This window comes from Lentzea nigeriaca (assembly GCF_016907955.1).
GTDB classification, from domain to species: Bacteria; Actinomycetota; Actinomycetes; order Mycobacteriales; family Pseudonocardiaceae; genus Lentzea; species Lentzea nigeriaca.
Genome location: NZ_JAFBCX010000001.1, coordinates 988,950 through 1,006,240 on the forward strand (window position 1 = coordinate 988,950; position 17,291 = coordinate 1,006,240).

At 70.0% G+C, this 17,291-nt stretch carries 14 protein-coding genes; 7 read left to right on the forward strand and 7 right to left on the reverse strand.

Annotation, left to right across the window (positions count from 1 at the left end):
* Window positions 1-28: 28 nt before the first annotated feature.
* Together JOD27_RS03835 and JOD27_RS03840 are read left to right on the forward strand one after the other, a co-directional pair.
* The gene (locus JOD27_RS03835; protein ID WP_204760656.1) at window positions 29-751 is read left to right on the forward strand and encodes an ABC transporter ATP-binding protein; all 723 of its coding nucleotides are present in this window, start codon (window positions 29-31) and stop codon (window positions 749-751) included.
* Entirely contained in the window at window positions 748-1,482 is a 735-nt protein-coding gene (locus JOD27_RS03840; RefSeq protein WP_204760657.1) for an ABC transporter permease, read from the forward strand. The genes JOD27_RS03835 and JOD27_RS03840 overlap by 4 nt, the downstream gene beginning before the upstream one ends.
* Before the next feature lie 3 nt (window positions 1,483-1,485).
* Here the strand turns inward: JOD27_RS03840 and JOD27_RS03845 are convergent, their stop codons facing one another.
* On the reverse strand, window positions 1,486-2,283 hold the full coding sequence (locus JOD27_RS03845; protein ID WP_204760658.1) for an Rv1486c family protein: 798 nt from the start codon (window positions 2,281-2,283) through the stop codon (window positions 1,486-1,488).
* 60 nt (window positions 2,284-2,343) lie between these two features.
* Window positions 2,344-2,838, reverse strand: coding sequence for a YcxB family protein (locus JOD27_RS03850; RefSeq protein ID WP_204760659.1), 495 nt, complete (start codon window positions 2,836-2,838; stop codon window positions 2,344-2,346).
* Between the two features lie 89 nt (window positions 2,839-2,927).
* Here JOD27_RS03850 and JOD27_RS03855 point away from each other — a divergent pair, with 89 nt between their 5' ends.
* The 3 genes from JOD27_RS03855 to JOD27_RS03865 all read left to right on the forward strand — a co-directional run bounded on the left by JOD27_RS03855 (window position 2,928) and on the right by JOD27_RS03865 (window position 6,739).
* Window positions 2,928-4,319, forward strand: a complete 1,392-nt coding sequence (locus tag JOD27_RS03855; protein ID WP_204760660.1) for a sigma 54-interacting transcriptional regulator — start codon at window positions 2,928-2,930, stop codon at window positions 4,317-4,319.
* A complete protein-coding gene (locus JOD27_RS03860) occupies window positions 4,316-6,244 on the forward strand; it encodes a vWA domain-containing protein (protein WP_204760661.1) in 1,929 nt (642 codons plus the stop codon). Before JOD27_RS03855 ends, JOD27_RS03860 begins: the two co-directional genes overlap by 4 nt.
* A 129-nt stretch (window positions 6,245-6,373) precedes the next feature.
* Window positions 6,374-6,739 (forward strand): hypothetical protein, encoded by a 366-nt coding sequence (locus JOD27_RS03865; RefSeq protein ID WP_307829868.1) that lies wholly within the window; start codon window positions 6,374-6,376, stop codon window positions 6,737-6,739.
* 114 nt (window positions 6,740-6,853) lie between these two features.
* Here the strand turns inward: JOD27_RS03865 and JOD27_RS03870 are convergent, their stop codons facing one another.
* The gene (locus JOD27_RS03870; protein WP_204760662.1) at window positions 6,854-7,390 is read right to left on the reverse strand and encodes a DUF4240 domain-containing protein; all 537 of its coding nucleotides are present in this window, start codon (window positions 7,388-7,390) and stop codon (window positions 6,854-6,856) included.
* 75 nt (window positions 7,391-7,465) lie between these two features.
* Here JOD27_RS03870 and JOD27_RS03875 point away from each other — a divergent pair, with 75 nt between their 5' ends.
* Complete coding sequence (locus JOD27_RS03875) at window positions 7,466-8,278, forward strand: SCO6745 family protein (RefSeq protein WP_204760663.1); 813 nt, start codon at window positions 7,466-7,468, stop codon at window positions 8,276-8,278.
* On the opposite strand, the gene JOD27_RS03880 is transcribed toward JOD27_RS03875, so the two are convergent.
* Window positions 8,209-9,627 (reverse strand): flavin-containing monooxygenase, encoded by a 1,419-nt coding sequence (locus JOD27_RS03880; RefSeq protein ID WP_307829869.1) that lies wholly within the window; start codon window positions 9,625-9,627, stop codon window positions 8,209-8,211. The two genes, JOD27_RS03875 and JOD27_RS03880, sit on opposite strands and share 70 nt — an antisense overlap.
* A gap of 51 nt (window positions 9,628-9,678) precedes the next feature.
* Here JOD27_RS03880 and JOD27_RS03885 point away from each other — a divergent pair, with 51 nt between their 5' ends.
* Window positions 9,679-10,281, forward strand: a complete 603-nt coding sequence (locus JOD27_RS03885; RefSeq protein WP_204760664.1) for a TetR/AcrR family transcriptional regulator — start codon at window positions 9,679-9,681, stop codon at window positions 10,279-10,281.
* Here JOD27_RS03885 and ctaD read toward each other — a convergent pair.
* The 3 genes from ctaD to JOD27_RS03900 are packed head-to-tail and all read right to left on the reverse strand — an operon-like array spanning window position 10,252 to window position 17,289.
* On the reverse strand, window positions 10,252-12,015 hold the full coding sequence (gene ctaD / locus JOD27_RS03890; protein WP_204760665.1) for an aa3-type cytochrome oxidase subunit I: 1,764 nt from the start codon (window positions 12,013-12,015) through the stop codon (window positions 10,252-10,254). The genes JOD27_RS03885 and ctaD overlap by 30 nt on opposite strands.
* A 36-nt stretch (window positions 12,016-12,051) precedes the next feature.
* Window positions 12,052-13,377: an esterase/lipase family protein gene (locus JOD27_RS03895; RefSeq protein ID WP_204760666.1), complete on the reverse strand. Its 1,326-nt coding sequence runs from the start codon at window positions 13,375-13,377 to the stop codon at window positions 12,052-12,054.
* Window positions 13,378-17,289, reverse strand: coding sequence for an AAA family ATPase (locus JOD27_RS03900; protein ID WP_204760667.1), 3,912 nt, complete (start codon window positions 17,287-17,289; stop codon window positions 13,378-13,380).
* Window positions 17,290-17,291: the final 2 nt, after the last annotated feature.

Below are 17,291 nucleotides of genomic sequence, written 5' to 3' on the forward strand. Positions count from 1 at the left end.
CATTTTTCAACGGGCGAAGAATTGGTCGATGACCAGTTCCGCGGCCGTTGAGGTCACCGGGCTCCGGGTCCGCCGGGGCAAGCGTCTGGTCCTGCGGGACGTGAGCTGCACGATCCCGCAGGGCAGTGTCACCGGGCTGCTCGGCCCGTCCGGCTGCGGCAAGACGACCCTGATGCGCTCGATCGTGGGCGTGCAGATCGTCGAGTCGGGCTCGGTGTCGGTACTCGGCTCGCCCGCCGGCAGTGCCGGGCTGCGGCGGCGGATCGGCTACGCGACGCAGAACCCCGCCGTCTACGCCGATCTCACCGTCGAGGAGAACCTCCGCTACTTCTGCTCGGTGCTGCGCGCGCCCCGTTCCGACGTCTCGCGGGTGATCGACGAGGTCGGGCTGGGCACGAACGCGTCGCAGCTCGTGTCGTCGCTGTCCGGCGGTGAGCTGTCGCGGACGAGCCTCGCGGTCGCGTTGCTCGGCACACCTGAACTGTTGGTGCTCGACGAACCGACCGTCGGCCTCGACCCGTTGCTGCGTGACGAGCTCTGGACGTTGTTCCGCACGTTGGCAGCGCGTGGCGTCACGTTGGTGGTGTCCAGCCACGTGATGGACGAGGCCGCCCGCTGCGAGCGGCTGCTGCTGATGCGCGACGGCGCGCTGCTCGCCGACGACACGCCGGGCTCGCTGCTGTCCGAGACCGGCACCGACGACCTGGAGCAGGCCTTCCTGCACCTGGTCAGGGCTAAGGAGGCGGCGTGAACACCTCGATCCTGCTCGCCACGACGGCGCGGATCCTCAACCAGTTCCGCCACGACCGCCGCACCGTCGCGCTGATGATCCTCATGCCGTCGTTGCTGCTGATCCTGCTGCGGTTCGTCTTCAACTCCGAGCAGGCCTTCAGCCGCGCCGCGCCCGCGCTGCTCGCGGTCTTCCCGTTCGCGATCATGTTCATCGTCACGTCGATCACCACGCTGCGCGAACGCACCACGGCGACGCTCGAACGGCTGATGACGATGCCGATCGCCAAGCTGGACCTGCTCTTCGGCTACGCGCTGGCGTTCGGCTTGGTGGCCGTCGTGCAGGTGCTGGTGGCGGTCGGGATCTCGCTCACCTGGCTCGGCCTGTCGATCGGCGGCTCGGTGTGGCTGCTCGTGATCATCGCCGGGCTGGACGCGCTGCTGGGCACGGCGCTCGGCCTCTTCGCGAGTGCCTTCGCGCGCACCGAGTTCCAGGCCGTGCAGTTCATGCCGCTGTTCGTGATGCCGCAGGTGCTGCTGTGCGGGCTGTTCTCGCCGCGCACGCAGATGACGCCCGTGCTGGAGTGGCTGTCCAACGTCATGCCGCTGTCGTACGCCGTCGACGCGCTGACCGCGGTGACGACGTCGTCGGACATCACGGGCGAACTCGTGCAGGACCTCGCGATCGTGGCGGCGTGCGGGCTCCTCGCACTGGTGCTGGGCGCCGTGACGTTGAGGAGGCGCACGCCCTGACGGTCAGTGCGTCCCGGCGCTCGTGTCCGCCAGCACGCGCACGGCCTCGTCGACCGCCGCGCACCGTGCGCGGCGCACGGCCTCCGACACCGGACGCAGCGCATCGGTCCGTGCCGACATCGCCGACGCCGACACCGCGCCACCGGGCGAGTCGGACTTGGCGACGGACAGGATCGCGTCGACCTCGGCGGCCCGCTGCAGCACGCGCAGCGCGCGCGGCGGCATCGCGTCCGGCCACGGCAGCGAGGAGTTCGCGGCGGCCAGCTCGGCGATCTCCTTGCGCACGTTCGGGCGGTGCCTGGCCACGTCGAGGGACGCCATCGCGGCCGTCGCCTCGCGCAGGGCCGCGCCCAGGCCGTGCTCGGCCTCGCTGATCGGGATGTGCTCCAGGCCGTTCGACGACGGCAGGTCGAACACCGTCCACCGCATCACGCCGTCGGCCACGATCTTCGGCACCAGCCCGACGTGCACGGACGGGATCACGAGCGCCTCGCCGGACCGCAGCGCACAGGTCGCGAGCGGTCCCCTGCCGCCGAGGCCGCGCACATCACCCGGCACCGGCAGCACGAGCCGCGCCGAAGTCGCACCCGCGCGCCGCAGGGCGGCCAGCAGCAGGGCGGGGCCCACGGGGGCCTCGTCGGGACCGGGCAGGTCGAGCGCCGTGGCGGTGCCGTCGTCGTCGGCCACCACCTCGTGCTGCTCGGCCCACGTGTGCAGGGCGTCGAGGACGTCGTCGGCGGCGGCCAGGCCGTGCAGCCATCCCGACGTCCACACGACCAGCGTGGCACTCGCACAGGACACGCGACGAGATTACGTGGCCACTATCCGGCTGCCCCACCCGGTGTGCCCGATCCGAGACACCTACTTCGCGGGACCGATGTGCTCTTCCAGCAGCGTCCGGAACGAGGTCAGGTCCTCATCGGACGCGAAAGCCCGGTGCGGCACGGACAGCGACGCCGCGCCCCCGTCGAGCGTCTCCAGCACGAAGCCCTGCCGCGTCTCGGTCCAGCCGGGCAGCTCCTCCCAGACGATCTCCTCACGCACCGCGGTGCCCACGGCCATCCGGAACGACTGGTCGTCCGCGCTGCCCACCACGGTCCGGCTGATCATCTCGTCGGACGAGAAGCGCCACCACACCGCGACCGGCTCCATGAACCCGATGACCAGCGCGCACACCAGGCCGAACACGGCCACGGGGAACAGGTCGTCGCTGAAGCCGATCAGCAGCACCACGGAGAAGCCGCCCAGCACCACCGCGAACCAGGGCGCCCACTTGAACATCGGCACCATCGCGCGCAGGCTGGCCCGCCAGTCCGCCGGCGACGGAGCCCACTTGAAATCCACACTGTTGCTCATATCGCCCTGCATTCTGCTGTACGAGAAGCGGCCTCGCCTGGAGTTGCTCCACATCGACGGGGCCTGGTTCGGTGCGTAGCGTCGTCTGCGTGACCCAGAACCTGGCCCGCACGGCGGGCGAACTGCGCGCCGCCGGGCACCTGCCGCGCGGCGTCAAGACCGAGATCAGGGAGAACCTCCTCGCGGCGCTGCGCGAGGGACGCAACCCGTGGCCCGGCATCGTCGGCTTCGACCGCACGGTGCTCCCGCAGCTGGAACGCGCGCTGCTGGCAGGCCACGACGTCGTCCTGCTCGGCGAACGCGGTCAGGGCAAGACCCGGCTGCTGCGCACGCTGGTGTCCCTGCTCGACGAGTGGACCCCTGTCATCGAAGGCTCCGAGCTGGGCGAACACCCGCTCGAGCCGATCACGCCCGAGTCGCGGCGCCGTGCCGCCGAGCTCGGCGACGACCTGCCCGTGGTGTGGCGGCACCGCGACGAACGCTATGCAGAGAAGCTCGCGACGCCCGACACGTCCGTCGGTGACCTCGTCGGCGACGTCGACCCGGTGAAGGTGGCCGAGGGGCGCAGCTTGGGCGACCCGGAGACGATCCACTACGGCCTGCTCCCGCGCGCCCACCGCGGCATCATCGCCATCAACGAGCTTCCCGACCTGGCCGAACGCATCCAGGTGGCGCTGCTGAACGTGATGGAGGAGCGCGACATCCAGGTCCGCGGCTACACGCTGCGCCTGCCGCTGGACGTGCTGCTCGTCGCCACCGCGAACCCCGAGGACTACACGAACCGCGGCCGCATCATCACGCCGCTGAAGGACCGCTTCGGCGCCGAGGTGCGCACGCACTACCCGTTGGACATCGACGCCGAGGTCGACCTGGTCCGCCAGGAAGCCGACCTCGTCGCCGAGGTGGGCGACCACCTGCTGGAGATCATCGCCCGGTTCGTGCGCCACCTGCGCGAGTCGTCGTCGATCGACCAGCGCTCCGGCGTGTCCGCGCGGTTCGCCGTCGCGGCGGCGGAAACCGTTGCGGCGTCGGCACTTCGCCGGTCCGCGCTGATCGGTGAGACGCCCGCGATCGCCCGCCCGATCGACCTCGAGTCGGTGCCGGACGTGCTGCGCGGCAAGCTCGAGTTCGAGGCGGGGGAGGAGGGCCGCGAGGACGAGGTCCTGGTCCACCTGCTGCGCCGCTCGATCGCCGACACGGCCCGCGCCCGGCTGGCAGGGCTCAACCTGAGGGCGCTGGCCGAGGTCGTCTCCGACGGCCACCCGGTGGCGACGGGCGACCGCGTGCACGCCGGCGACATCCTGGCCGCGCTGCCGGAACTCCCGATCCTGCACGAGGTGGCCGCCCGCCTGGGCGCCGGCCCGAAGGACCCGGTGGGCCGCATCGCCTCGGCCGTGGAACTGGCCCTGGAGTCGCTGTACCTGACCCGCCACCTGGCGAAGGACACCTCCTCCGACGAAGACCGATCGGTGTACGGATGAAATATCGCTACGGACGCTGGAGCGGCGGCGCCGACCCGCTGGCGCCGCCCGTGGACCTGCGCGCGGCCGTGGACGAGCTCGGCCGGGAGATCATGGAGGGCGCGTCGCCCTCGTCGGCTCTGCGTGAGCTGCTGCGGCGTGGTGTCGACGGAACGCGCGGCCTGGACGACCTGACGTCGCGGCTGTGGCAGCGCCGTGCGTCCATCCAGCGCCGGCACCGGTTGGACGGCACGCTGTCCGAGGTGCGCCGGCTGCTGGACGAGGCGCTGGAGGCGGAGCGCCGCGCGTTGTTCCCGGACCCGTCCGACGACGCGCGTTTCCGCGAGGCCCAGCTGGACGCTCTGCCTCCCGGCACCGCCGCGGCCGTGCAGGAACTCTCGTCCTACGACTGGCGTTCCGCCGATGCGCGTGCGGCGTTCGAGCAGATCCGCGACCTGCTCGGCCGTGAACTGCTGGACCAGCGCTTCCAGGGCATGAAGGAAGCTTTGTCCAATGTGGACTCCGAGGACGTTCGCCGGATCCAGCGGATGTTGCGCGACCTGAACTCGTTGCTGGAGGCGCATGCTTCCGGTTCGCCGGACACGCCGCGCCTGTTCGACGAGTTCATGCGCAAGCACGGCGAGTTCTTCCCGGAGAAGCCCCACAACGTCGACGAGCTCATCGACGCGCTGGCCGCCCGTTCCGCGGCCGCACAACGCATGATGAACTCGATGACCGACGCCCAGCGGGCTGAGCTGGCGGCGTTGTCCCAGCAGGCCTTCGGTGGCATCGGCGCTCAGCTGTCCACTTTGGACTCACTGCTGCAGCGGCTGCGCCCCGGCGAGGACTGGACCTCGTCCGCCCGCTTCCGCGGCCAGGATCCGCTGGGCCTCGGCGAAGGCGCGCAGGCGATGGCGGACCTGGCCGAGCTGGACGCGTTGGCCGAACAGCTCTCGCAGTCGTATCCGGGCGCCCGCCTGGAGGACATCGACCTGGAGGCGCTCGAACGCCAGCTGGGCGCGTCCGCCTCGGTCGACGCCCGCCGCCTGGCCGAGCTGGAGAAAGCTCTCCGCCAGCAGAACATCCTGGAGCGCGCGCCGGACGGTTCCCTGCGGCTGACCCCGAAAGCGTTGCGACGCCTGGGCGAAACGGCCCTGCGCGGCGTGGTGGACCAGCTGCGCTCCTCACAGGGCTCCCGCGAGACGGTCTCCGCGGGCGCCGCGGGTGAGCTGATGGGCTCGACCCGCCCGTGGCAGTTCGGCGACACCGAACCGTGGGACGTGCCACGAACCCTGCGCAACGCGGTGCTGCGCTCCGGCTCCATGTCCCTGGACGTCGTGGACTTGGAGGTCTCGGAAACCGAACACCGCACGCGCGCGGCCGTCGCTCTGTGCGTGGACACCTCCTGGTCGATGGTGCAGGACGGCCGATGGGTGCCCATGAAACGCACGGCCCTGGCCCTGCATCACCTCGTGCGCACCCGTTTCCGCACCGACGCCCTCCAACTCGTGACCTTCGGCCGCTACGCGGAGTCCGTGGACATCGGCCAGCTGACGGCCCTGGAAGGCGTGTGGGAGCAGGGCACGAACCTGCACCACGCGTTGCTGCTGGCCGGCCGCCACGTTCGCCGCCACCCCGACGCCCAGCCGGTGGTGCTGGTCGTGACCGACGGCGAACCCACCGCTCACCTGGAGCCCGACGGCGACGCGGAGTTCAACTACCCGCCGCTGCCCCGGACTTTGACCAAGACGCTGAACGAAGTCGACTCGCTGGCTCGGCTCGGGGCGACGATCTCGGTGTTCAAACTGGGCGACGACCCCCGGCTGGCCGCGTTCGTCGACATCGTGGCGCGGCGGGGCGGCGGACGCGTGGTGTCGCCGGACGAGGACGGCCTCGGTGCGGCCGTGGTCAGCGACTACCTGAGGTCGCGGCGCCGCCGCAGGTGAGCTCGCCCGCGCTCACTCGGACGGGTGAAACTTGTCCTGATCTACGCCTGGCGCCGTCTGATAGATGTCACGAATTCATGGTCATCTTTCTCCCGCAGAAAGGCGGAACGCGGGGGCGGGGAGCGGAACGTGAAGGTGTCCGTCCGACGGTTCGTGCTCGCCGCGGCGCTGAGCGGCGTGCCGTCGACCGTGCACGCCCTGGTGACCGGTGACGACCCGGTGCGCGCCACCAGGGCCGCCGGCTCGCTGGTGGGCGGCGGGGCCGGCGCGGGTGTGGTGGTGCATCTCGCGGTGTCGGCGTGGTGGATGTTCGTGCTGCGGCGGCTCCGGGTGCGGGGTGTGGTCGCTGGGGCGGTGGCGGGATTGCTGATCGCGGCGCTCGACCTTGAGGTGATCGGGCGGCGGAACGAGCAGATCCGGGCGCTGCCGAGGGTGCCGCAGTGGCTCGACCACGTGGCGTTCGGGATGCTCGTGGCCGGTCGCGGGCGGAGGTGAGTGGGCGGCCTCGTTCTGGCCGGATCTCGTTCTGGCCGGGCCTTGGTCTGGCCGGGCCGTGGTCTGGCCGGGCGTTGGTCTGGGCGCCGCCGACGGTCGTGTGGCTCAGGGCGGTCACACCTCGTAGAGCGCGGCCAGTCGCGGCAGCCGGGCGGCCAGCTCCTCCCCGTCGTCGAAGTCGAAGTCCCAGTCCGGGTCCAACTCGGGATACCGGATGGTGAACGCGTCCTCCGGCAGCTTCATGCCGGTGGCCAAGAGATGAGCGTCCCAGGCAACGGAAAGCGCGGCCTCGCACTCGAACTCCACCCCGGACTCCGCCGCGGCCTGGACGACCTCCAGCGACGCCAACGAATCGGGGTCGGCCACAGCGGCCTGGTAGACCTCGGCTCCCTGGGTCAGCAGCCAGCCGCGGAAGTAGTCGAAGCCGTCGTCCGAGCAGCCACCGTTCATCACGTAGGCGGCGGCCCACAGCGGGTGGCGGTACGAGTCGGCCATCAGATCCCACAACACCTGCTGGGCGGCGACGATCGAGGCGGGTGGCAAGGCCGCCAGCAGGGTGGTGGCCCGCTCCACCACGGCGCAGCAGTCCGCGGGGTCGGGCACGCCGGCTCTGGCGTCGGCGATCAGGGTCCAGAAGGTGTTCGAGTCCACGTCCGGCAGTTTGGCAGAGGGGTCTGACAATTTCCGGGCCTGACGAACAGCGTCGGCACGATCTAGGTTGGAAACATGATCAGGACTTTGTGGCGTTCGCTCGAAGCCGTGCACGGGATGATCTACTTCGCCCCCGAGGCGCAGAGCCGGTACACCGCGGCCGGGCTGGACCGGCCAGGCGGGTACTTCGCCTCGCGTTCGGCCGCGCTCGGGCACGCCAGTGCCGAGATCGTGGTCTCGACGTTCTACAACTTCAACCCCGCGCTGGTCAGGTCGCGGATTCCGGCCGTGTGGGAGAAGGTCACGCCGGAGCAGATGCTGCGGCTGCGGCGCGAGGCGGCGGACGAGGCACTGAAGAAGGTGCTGCCGGACGACCTCAAGGAGATCACCGAGCTCGCCAGGAAGGCCGCAGAGCGGGCGACGGAGATGCTGCACGGGCGGACGTTGTTCGCCGCGCACGCGAGCCTCGAGTGGCCCGACGAGACGCGTCTGCAGTTGTGGCACGCGCAGACGTTGTTGCGTGAGTTCCGGGGTGACGGGCACCTGGCGGCGTTGCTGCGGCACAACATCACCGGCATCGAGGCGCTCGTGTTGCACGTGGCGGAGGGCGAGTACCCGGCGGAGACGTTGCGCAAGACGCGCGGGTGGTCCGAGGAGGAGTGGGCCGAGACGGTCGAGGACCTGCAGCGCCGCGGCCTCGTCAACGACGAGCACCTCCTGACGGAGGCAGGGCGCGAGCTGCGGCAGGGCATCGAGGACGAGACCGACCGCATGAACGCGCCCGCCTACGACGTGTTGTCGGAGCAGGAGAAGCAGCGTTACGTCGAGCTGGCCCTGCCGTTGAGCAAGGCCGTCGTCGAGTCCGGGCTGGTGCCCTTCCGGCGCTGAGCGATGTCGTAGTCGGCCGGGTCGAAGGTGCGGATGCGGCGCATCATCCGGACCGTCGACCACGGCCACATCGTCGAGTTGCGGCCGTTCGCGTCGAGGTAGTACGAGGTGCAGCCGCCGGCGTTGTAGACGGTGTGCTGCAACGCCTTCTGCACCGACGAGTTGAACTCCGCCTGCACCGAGGGCCGCACGTCCGCGACGGGCCAGTCCCGCGAACGCAACGTGGTCAGCGCCGAGGCGATGTAGCGCAGCTGGGTCTCGATGATCGTGAACGCCGACGAGTGCCCGGTGCCGAGATTGGGGCCCAGCAGCAGGAACAGGTTCGGGAACCCGTGCACGGACGTCCCCAGGTACGCCTGCGGGCTCCCGCGCCACGCCGACGCCAGCGAGACCCCGTCGACGCGCACACGAGACGCGATAGGTGGATCGCTGAAGTGGAAACCGGTCCCGAAGATGATCGTGTCGACCTTGCGCTCCACCCCGTCGGCGCCGATGATCCCGTCCGCCGTGAAGCCCTGAACCGCGTGCGGCACAACGGACACGTTCGGCTGCGCCAGCGCGGGGTAGTAGGTGTTCGACATCAGCAGCCGCTTGCACCCCAGCACGAAGTCGGGTGTCAGCGCCGCACGCAGCGCGGGATCCCGCACCGCCCGCCGCAGATGCAACAACCCGAGCCGCTGCACGACCTTCATCACCGCGGGATGCCGGAACCCGAAGCTGAACAGCTCCAGGAACCCGAACACCACCGAGCGCGGCAGCTTCACCGACGGCTTCGGCAGCACCCAGGGAGCCGTGCGCTGGAACAGGTACAGCTGATCGACCGACGGCTGGATCTCCGGCACGAACTGTACGGCGGACGCACCCGTGCCGACCACGGCCACGCGCCGTCCCGAGAAGTCCCGCCACCGCGCGGAGTGGAACACCTCGCCCTGGAACACCGACGCGTCCAGGGGGATCTTCGGTTCGTGCCACGGACCGGTCGCCGACACCAGGGCCCGTGCGGAGATCACCCCTGAGGTCGTCGTGACCCGCCACCGCGACCCGTCCCAGGCCGCGTCCAGCATCTCGGTGTCGCACTGCGGCACGACGCCGTGCGAAGCCGCCGTCTCCCGCAGGTACTCCAGGATCTCCCGCTGACCCGAGAACGCCGCGCTCCACCGCCGCGGCGCGAACGAGTACGAGTACAGCGCCGACGGGATGTCGCACGCACAGCCCGGATAGACGTTGTCCCGCCACGTCCCGCCCAGAGCCGGCGCCTTCTCGATCACGTGCGCGTCGAATCCGAGTTCGCGCAGCCTGATGGCCGCACCGATGCCCGCTGGTCCCGCTCCGATGACGAGTACGTCCACAGATACCGACGGTATTTCGATACCATGAGCATGTCAACGTATGCTCATCCCATGGCCAGGTTGACGCGCGCCGAAAGCCAGGCGCGCACGAGGACACTGCTGACCGAGACCGCGCAGAAGCTGTTCCTGCGCGACGGCTACCACGCCACGTCGCTCGAGAAGGTCGCCGACGCGGCCGGCTTCTCCAAGGGCGCGGTCTACTCGAACTTCGGCAGCAAGGACGAGCTCTGCCTGGTGGTCCTCGACGCCCTGTACGCCGAGCGCATCACGAAGATCGTGGAGGTCTTCACCAGCGGCACCACCATCGACGAACGGCTCCAGGCCTTCGAGGTCTACGCCGAGACGATGATCGGCGACGCGCCGCGCACCCAGTTCGAGGTCGAGTTCGCCCTGCGGGCGCGCAAGGACCCGAACCTGCGCGCGGAGCTCGCCCGCAGGGACGCGGCGGTCGCCGGAGCGCTCAAGGGGCTCATCGACCAGCAGACCGAGGAGCTCGGCCTGACGCCCGTGCTGCCCACCGAGGACGTCGCCAGAGCGCTGCTGAGCCTCGGCATCGGCCTCGGCGTGCAGCGGTTCGTCGAGGGCGCGCCGCCGATCCGCGTCCTCACCGACACCATGCGGGTGCTACTCGGTGTCGGTCTCCCGCTCCGTTGAGGCCAGCGCCTTCTCCGTCGCCTCGTCCTTGCCGACCCGGTGCCTTCCCGGATGCAGCAACGAGAAGTGCGCCTCCTCGCGCATCCGCTCGACCATGTGCGGGTAGTGCAGCTCGAACGCCGGGCGCTCGGACCGGATCCGCGGCAGTTCCTTGAAGTTGTGCCGCGGCGGGGGAGAGGTCGTGGCCCACTCCAGCGAGTTGCCGTAGCCCCACGGGTCGTCCTGCGGGGCCGGGTCGCCATACCGGTAGGAGCGGAAGACGTTGAACACGAACGGAAGCACGGAGGCGCCGAGCAGGAACGAGCTGATCGTGGAGATCATGTTCAGCGTCGTGAAGCCGTCGGAGGCGAGGTAGTCGGCGTACCGGCGCGGCATGCCCTCGTTGCCCAGCCAGTGCTGGACGAGGAACGTGCCGTGGAAGCCGAGGAACGTCGTCCAGAAGTGCAGCTTGCCCAGCGGCTCGTTGAGCATCCGCCCGGTCATCTTCGGGAACCAGAAGTAGATGCCCGCGTAGGTGGCGAACACGATCGTGCCGAACAGCACGTAGTGGAAGTGCGCCACCACGAAGTACGTGTCGGACACGTGGAAGTCGACGGCGGGCGCGGCCAGCAGGATGCCCGTCAGGCCACCGAAGAGGAACGTCACGAGGAACCCGACGCTGAACAGCATCGGCGTCTCGAACGACAGCTGTCCCTTCCACATCGTGCCGATCCAGTTGAAGAACTTGATGCCGGTCGGCACCGCGATGAGGAACGTCATCAGCGAGAAGAACGGCAGCAGCACGGCACCGGTGGCGTACATGTGGTGCGCCCACACGGCCACGGACAGCATCGCGATCGCCAGTGTCGCGAACACCAGGCCCTTGTAGCCGAACAGCGGTTTCCGGCTGAACACCGGGAAGATCTCGGTCACAATCCCGAAGAACGGCAACGCGACGATGTAGACCTCGGGGTGGCCGAAGAACCAGAACAGGTGCTGCCAGAGGATCACGCCACCGTTGGCCGGGTCGAACACGTGCGCCCCGAGGTGCCGGTCCGCGGCGAGCCCCATCAGCGCGGCGGTCAGGATCGGGAACGCCAGCAGGATCAGGATGGACGTCACCAGGATGTTCCAGGTGAAGACCGGCATCCGGAACATCGTCATGCCGGGCGCCCGCAACGTGATCACGGTCGTGGTCATGTTGACCGCGCCGAGGATCGTGCCGAGGCCGGACACGGCCAGACCCATGATCCACATGTCCGCGCCGACGCCCGGCGCGTGCACGGCGGAGGACAGCGGTGTGTAGGCGAACCAGCCGAAGTCCGCGGCACCGCCCGGCGTCACGAAGCCGAGGACCACGATGATGCCGCCGAACAGGTACAGCCAGTACGAGAAGGCGTTCAGGCGCGGGAACGCGACGTCCGGCGAGCCGATCTGCAGCGGGAGGATGAAGTTCGCGAACCCGAACAGAATCGGCGTCGCGTAGAGCAGCAGCATCACGGTGCCGTGCATGGTGAACAGCTGGTTGAACTGCTCGTTCGACAGGTACTGCAGGCCCGGCCGCGCCAGCTCGCCGCGCATCAGCAGCGCCATCACGCCGCCGATCATGAAGAACGCGAACGACGTGGTCAGGTACATGATCCCGATCTGCTTGGGATCTGTGGTCTTGAACAGCGAGAGGAAGTACGAGCCCTTCGGGCGCACGCGAGCGGCCCCGGGATGGGGTACTACGGGTGTTGGCTTGATAGTCGTCATCGCGCCTCCTCCGTGACCGGAACATCGTCCTCCCGGTCAGACGTCGGGGCAATCCATGACGAGCGCCGCCGACGTCACCGGCACCACCGGAGCACCCGGTGAGATGCCGCTGACCTGCACGTAGTAGGCGCCAGGGGGCAATCCGTCGAATTTGATCGTCATGGTCTCGGAGATCGCCGGGCTGCGCGATTCGACCTGTTTGCCGTTCTCGCTGACCACCGCCACCTTGAGCGCGCGCGGCGTGGTGTCCTTCAGCTCGACGGTGACCTCCAGGTCCTCACCGGCCAGAACCAGGTCGGGCACGCTGACCTGCGGTTCCGTCGCCGTCACGTTGCGCGGGACGATCGTGGTCGAGGTCAGGAACGCCTCCACCATGTCCAGCACGGTCGAGTTGTCCTGCAACGACGTGTGCTGCTCGACCACCCGGTGCAGCGTGTTCGAGGACAGCTGCAGACCTCTGCGCGCGGCCCCGACCATCGGCACCGTGGCGTCGCCGTACAGGTCGTCGCCCTCGTACGTGCGGTAGCAGGTCACCTTGCCGTCGGCGACGCGTGCGGTCGTGGCCGTCGGCTGTTTGCCGCCGAGAATGGCGTAGGTCTGGTCGGCGAACGAGTCGGTCAACGCGCCGTGGAATGCCATCGCGTCCTCGACCATCTTCGTGTCCAGCTCGGGCAACGTCGTCTCGGTCGTCTTGACCAGGCCGTTCGGCGACTCGATGCACGCGTACTCGGGCAGCAGCTGGTGCAGCGACGGCATCGACCTCGCGAACTCGGTCAGGTCGATCGCGAGCGGTCCGAGCCCCTTGCGGACGCCGTTGACCAGCTGGTCCAGCGCCGCCGCCGCACCGCGGAACGGCGTGCCCATCGTGATCAGCTTGTCGGTGCGCTCCGCCATCCCGCACTGCTCGATGCACCACCGCGCGACGAGGCCGCCCATCGAGTGGCACACGAAGCTGACCTTGGCGTTCGCCCCGAGCTTGTCCAACGCCTCGTCGACGCGCCGAGCCAGCAACGCGCCGTTGTAGCGGTTCGACAGCCGCCAGTCGTAGGCGAAGAGCAGCAGGTTGCCCTTCTCGACGGTGTAGCCGAGCGAGTTCACCCGGCGGGTCACCCGGTCGTAGCCCTTCAACGGCGTCCAGATGCCGGGGATGACGTGCAGGTCCGCCATCAACGCCACGGGCTCGATGCCGTCGCCGGGGTGCTCGTCGCCGATCCCCGGCGGGAGCTTCAGCCGCTGCAGGCTGCGGCCGAGGGTGAACACAGCCCGAAGGGCGGCCTTGCCGGACACCTCCCAGACCATGCCGTCTCCGTCGCGCAACGTGCTGCCGAGAATGCCGGGCAGGACGACGACCAGATCGCTCATCTACGACTCCTCGGCAAGCTTGCGGATGAGGGTGAGCAACGTGAGGTTCGCGGGCACCAGGTAGGTCAGCTCGTGGATCCACGCCAGGCGCCGGCCGGCGGCGGGCAACGCGATCCGCGCGTCACCGGCTCTGGCCCGCGCGACCACCCGGTACAGCCCGGCGAGCGGATGCGGCTCCAGCGCCGCCACGGCCTGGGACAGCGCCTGCGGGGACGCGCTCGCCGCCAGGCCGCGCAGGACGTCCGTGGCGCGCTCCGGGCTCTCCAGCGCGTCCAGCACGAGTTCGAGCACGTCCGAGTCGTCGTCGGCCAGCAGCAGCAACGCGTGCGCCGGCCGGTTGTCGCGGACGTTCTTCAGCACTTCCTTGTCCAGCAGCTCGTCCCGTCGCGTGGCGAGCAGCTCGCGACGGCGGGCGGGCGTGGCGTCGACGAACTCGTCCGCGAGGCTCGCCAGCAGCCACGGCCGGTAGGCGAGCGGCACGCCCTGCTGCTGCGCGGCCGTGCGCCGCGACTGGATCGTCTGGGCCTCGATCAGGCTCGTCCCGTACAACGCCTCGGTGATCGCCACGTCGGCGTCGGTCGACAGCAGCTCGGGGTGGTCGAGCAGGACCGCGCGCTCCTCGGCGTACGAGCGGGCGAACACCCACTTCCGCGCGGTCTGCAGCAACGTCCGGTCCACCGTGAGCCAGTCCGGCGTGGTGTCCCAGGGCCAGGGACGGCCGGAGGCGTAGTGGCGGCGGGCGATGTCGTGCACGTCGTGGATCGCCTGCCGGGACTGCCCGACGTGCGTGAGCGCCTGGCAGAGCCACTTCGCCGCCGCCGGGTCCCCCGCCGACGTCGCGGCCGCGCGCAGCATCAGCAGGGTCGCGAGGTGGGGGCCGGTGAAGTGCTTGGTCACCCGGTTCCAGGCCTCGTCGACCATCTCCGGCTGGCGCAGGCCCGCGCAGATCGTGTCGAGCGTGAACAGCGCGGCCGCGAGCGTCGACAACCGGTGCTGGTGCTCGGGCAGCAGGCACACCTCGACCGCCCGCAGCCCGGTCACGAGCGCTTCCTCGGGCTTGCCCGCGTCCCGTTGCCGCCGCATCAGGTTGTGCAGCGCCTGGCCGTGTATGCGCAGGCCGTCGGCGAGGTCCGCGGCCTGTCGTGCGGTCTCGAGCGCCTGCTCCCTGCTGTTGACCATGCTGTAGGCGACGCTCAGGCTCAGCGCCGCGTCGGCGAGCTGCGGGCGGAACGCGGCGTGCCGGCCAAGCGTGCCGCTGATCTCCGCGGCCTGCTGCGTGGTGCGCCCGGCCTCGGCGAGCCTGCCCAGCGTCAGGTGGTCGCGGCTCAGCTCGACCAGCGCGCTGACCAGGTGTGCGAGGAACACGGGGTTCGTCTGCGCGAGGGCGTAGTACAGCTCGACGGCTTGCCTGGAGCGTTGCATCGCCTCGTAGCGACGGCCGGTTTCGCTGCATCGCGCCGCGAGGCACGTCATGGCGCGCGCGAGCGGAGCATCGGTGTCGACGGCGGCCACGGCCTCTCTCGCCGTCGACAACGCCTCGTGCCTACGTCCCAGCATCGCGTAGACATCGCTCAGGTCGACCAACGCGCCACTCAGGTGCGCCGCGTACGTCGGGTTGTCGCCACCGTGCGTCGTCGACTTCGCGATGCGTTGCGCGAGTCGTTTGTGCGTCAGGGTTTCCGCTGTCGTCGGCGTCGACGCGACCAGTTCGCGGTACCGCACCACGGCTTCCTCCGCGGGAGCGACGGCCTGCTGCAGCCGTCCTGCCTCGCGGAACCGCTGGCCGAGCCGGTTGAGCACGAACGCCAGGTCCGCCAGGTACATCCGGGTGGTCGGCACGAGCGTGCGGAAGTGCTCGGCTGCCTCCTCCAGCGGCGGGATGGCCTCGTCGCCACGGCCCCAGTGCGTGAGCTCGCCGGCCGCCGTCGTCGCCGCGAGAGCGATGTCCGGCAACAGCATCTGGTTCAGCACCGCGAGCTCGCGCAGGCCGTCCAACGCCTCGGTGCCCGCGTGCCCGCAGTGCCGCCACGCGTACTTCCACAGGTAGCCCGGCACGTCCGGCGGCACACCGGCCTCCATCCGCTGCCGGTACAGCCCGATCAGCGCGCACGCCACCTTCTCCGCGTCCGGCGCGAACACCGCGTCCCTGCTCGGCGCGAACGGCGGCCGCAGGTGGTCGGCGAACGTCTGGTGTGTCAGCTTGAAGACGGCCGTGCCCTCCTCGCCGTCCTGCACGATGTGGCGGCCCAGCTCGGTGAGGACGGCGGTGATGTGGTCGCGGGTGAACTTCGTGCCGGACAGCGCCTCCGCGACCGCGATCCACTCGGCTTCGGGGAAACCCGCGCCGTAGCTCCACGTCAGCGCCGTCAGCAACGCACGTGCGGACGGTACCTTCGCGAGCTCGCGGTCGAACGCCGCGTCCAGCGAGAGCTTCAGATCCGCGCTGAAATCACTTCCGGCGTCGGCGAGCACCTGGTCGGTGATCATCCACGCGGTCAGGAACGGCAGCTTCGCCAGCTCGTCCACAGTGGACTGCGGTGCGTCCGGGCCGAGCCGGGCGAGCACGTACTCGCGGACGTCGGTCTCGTTGTCGGCCTTGTCGAGGTCCAGCGTCTCGACCGGCGCCAGCTCGGTCAGCAGCGGGGCGCCACCGGCGACGCGGTGTGCCTGGCGGGTCGAGACGATCACGACGGCGTGGTTCGCGAGCTTGGTCAGCAACGAGGTCGCGATCGAGAACGACTCACCACGCGCCTCGTCGAGGCCGTCGATCACCAGCACCGGTGGCGTGGTGAGCGTGCCGACCACACCGACGAGTTCAGCGGCGCCCCGCCGCGGACCCTCGGGCTCCGGGATCAGGCCCGCGCCCACGAGCTGGCGGCTCAGCAGGTCGGCTACGCGGTCGGCGTCCATCGCGCGGGCGTGCACGGCCGCGTCCACCGAGTCCGGGCCGGGGTCGGCGTGCCGGAACGGCGGTCCCGCGGTCAGCAGCAGGTCGCGCTCGGCCGAGTTGGACAGGCTGACGACCCTGCCGACGACGGCGGACTTGCCGGTGCCCGGCGACCCGGTGACCACCCGCAGACCGGCGGCACCGGACTTCACCCAGCCGACGACCTTGTCGACCTGGGCGGTGCGTCCGGCGAACCACGACCGGTTGTCCGCCGAGTCACCACCACGCGCGGCCAGCAGCAGATGCTTCACGACCGTGTCGGCGGCGTAGAGAGGGTTCGGCAGCATCGGCTGCGCGGACCCGTACTGCATGAAGCGCGGCCGTTGGACGTCGCTGTCCCACGCGTTCAGCAATGCCATGCCCACCGCGCCACCGTCCACCAACGCGATGCGATCGCTCCAGCGCCGTGCGTCCTCATCGGCCGTAGGACCGGCACGCAGCAGCTTGCGCAGTTTCCCGCCGAACAAGCCGTCACGGGCTGTTTCGACGCTCGAACACGACACCAGCACACCGGCCCAGTGCACCTGGCCCGCGAGCAGCTCGTCCTGGACGGCGGCGACCGTGCGGACGGCCTCGTCGAGCTGGGCGCCCGAATAGCAGGCGTCGACGATGATGAGCACCTGATGCGCGCCGGACGCGGCACACCACAGCGCGAACTCGTGCAGCATGATGCCGTCGACGACGCCGTCGTTGTCCCTGGCCAGGAGCCTGAGGTTGTTCGCGACGGGGATGGCGTGCCCGCTCCACAACGCCACCAGCGCGCCACCGTCCTGCGGCTGCTTGCGCAGCCCCTTCATGTGCTCGCGGACCTCGGCCTCGGTCGGGTCGGCCAGCGGTTCGCCCTCGTACCCCTTGAGCAGCGCGCGCAGCTCCCGCACGTCGCTCACGGCGTGCTGCAGCGGCTGCACCAGCTCGTAGGAGCCGACGCCGATGCCGACGAACCTGCCTCTGACCCTTTCCCGCATGC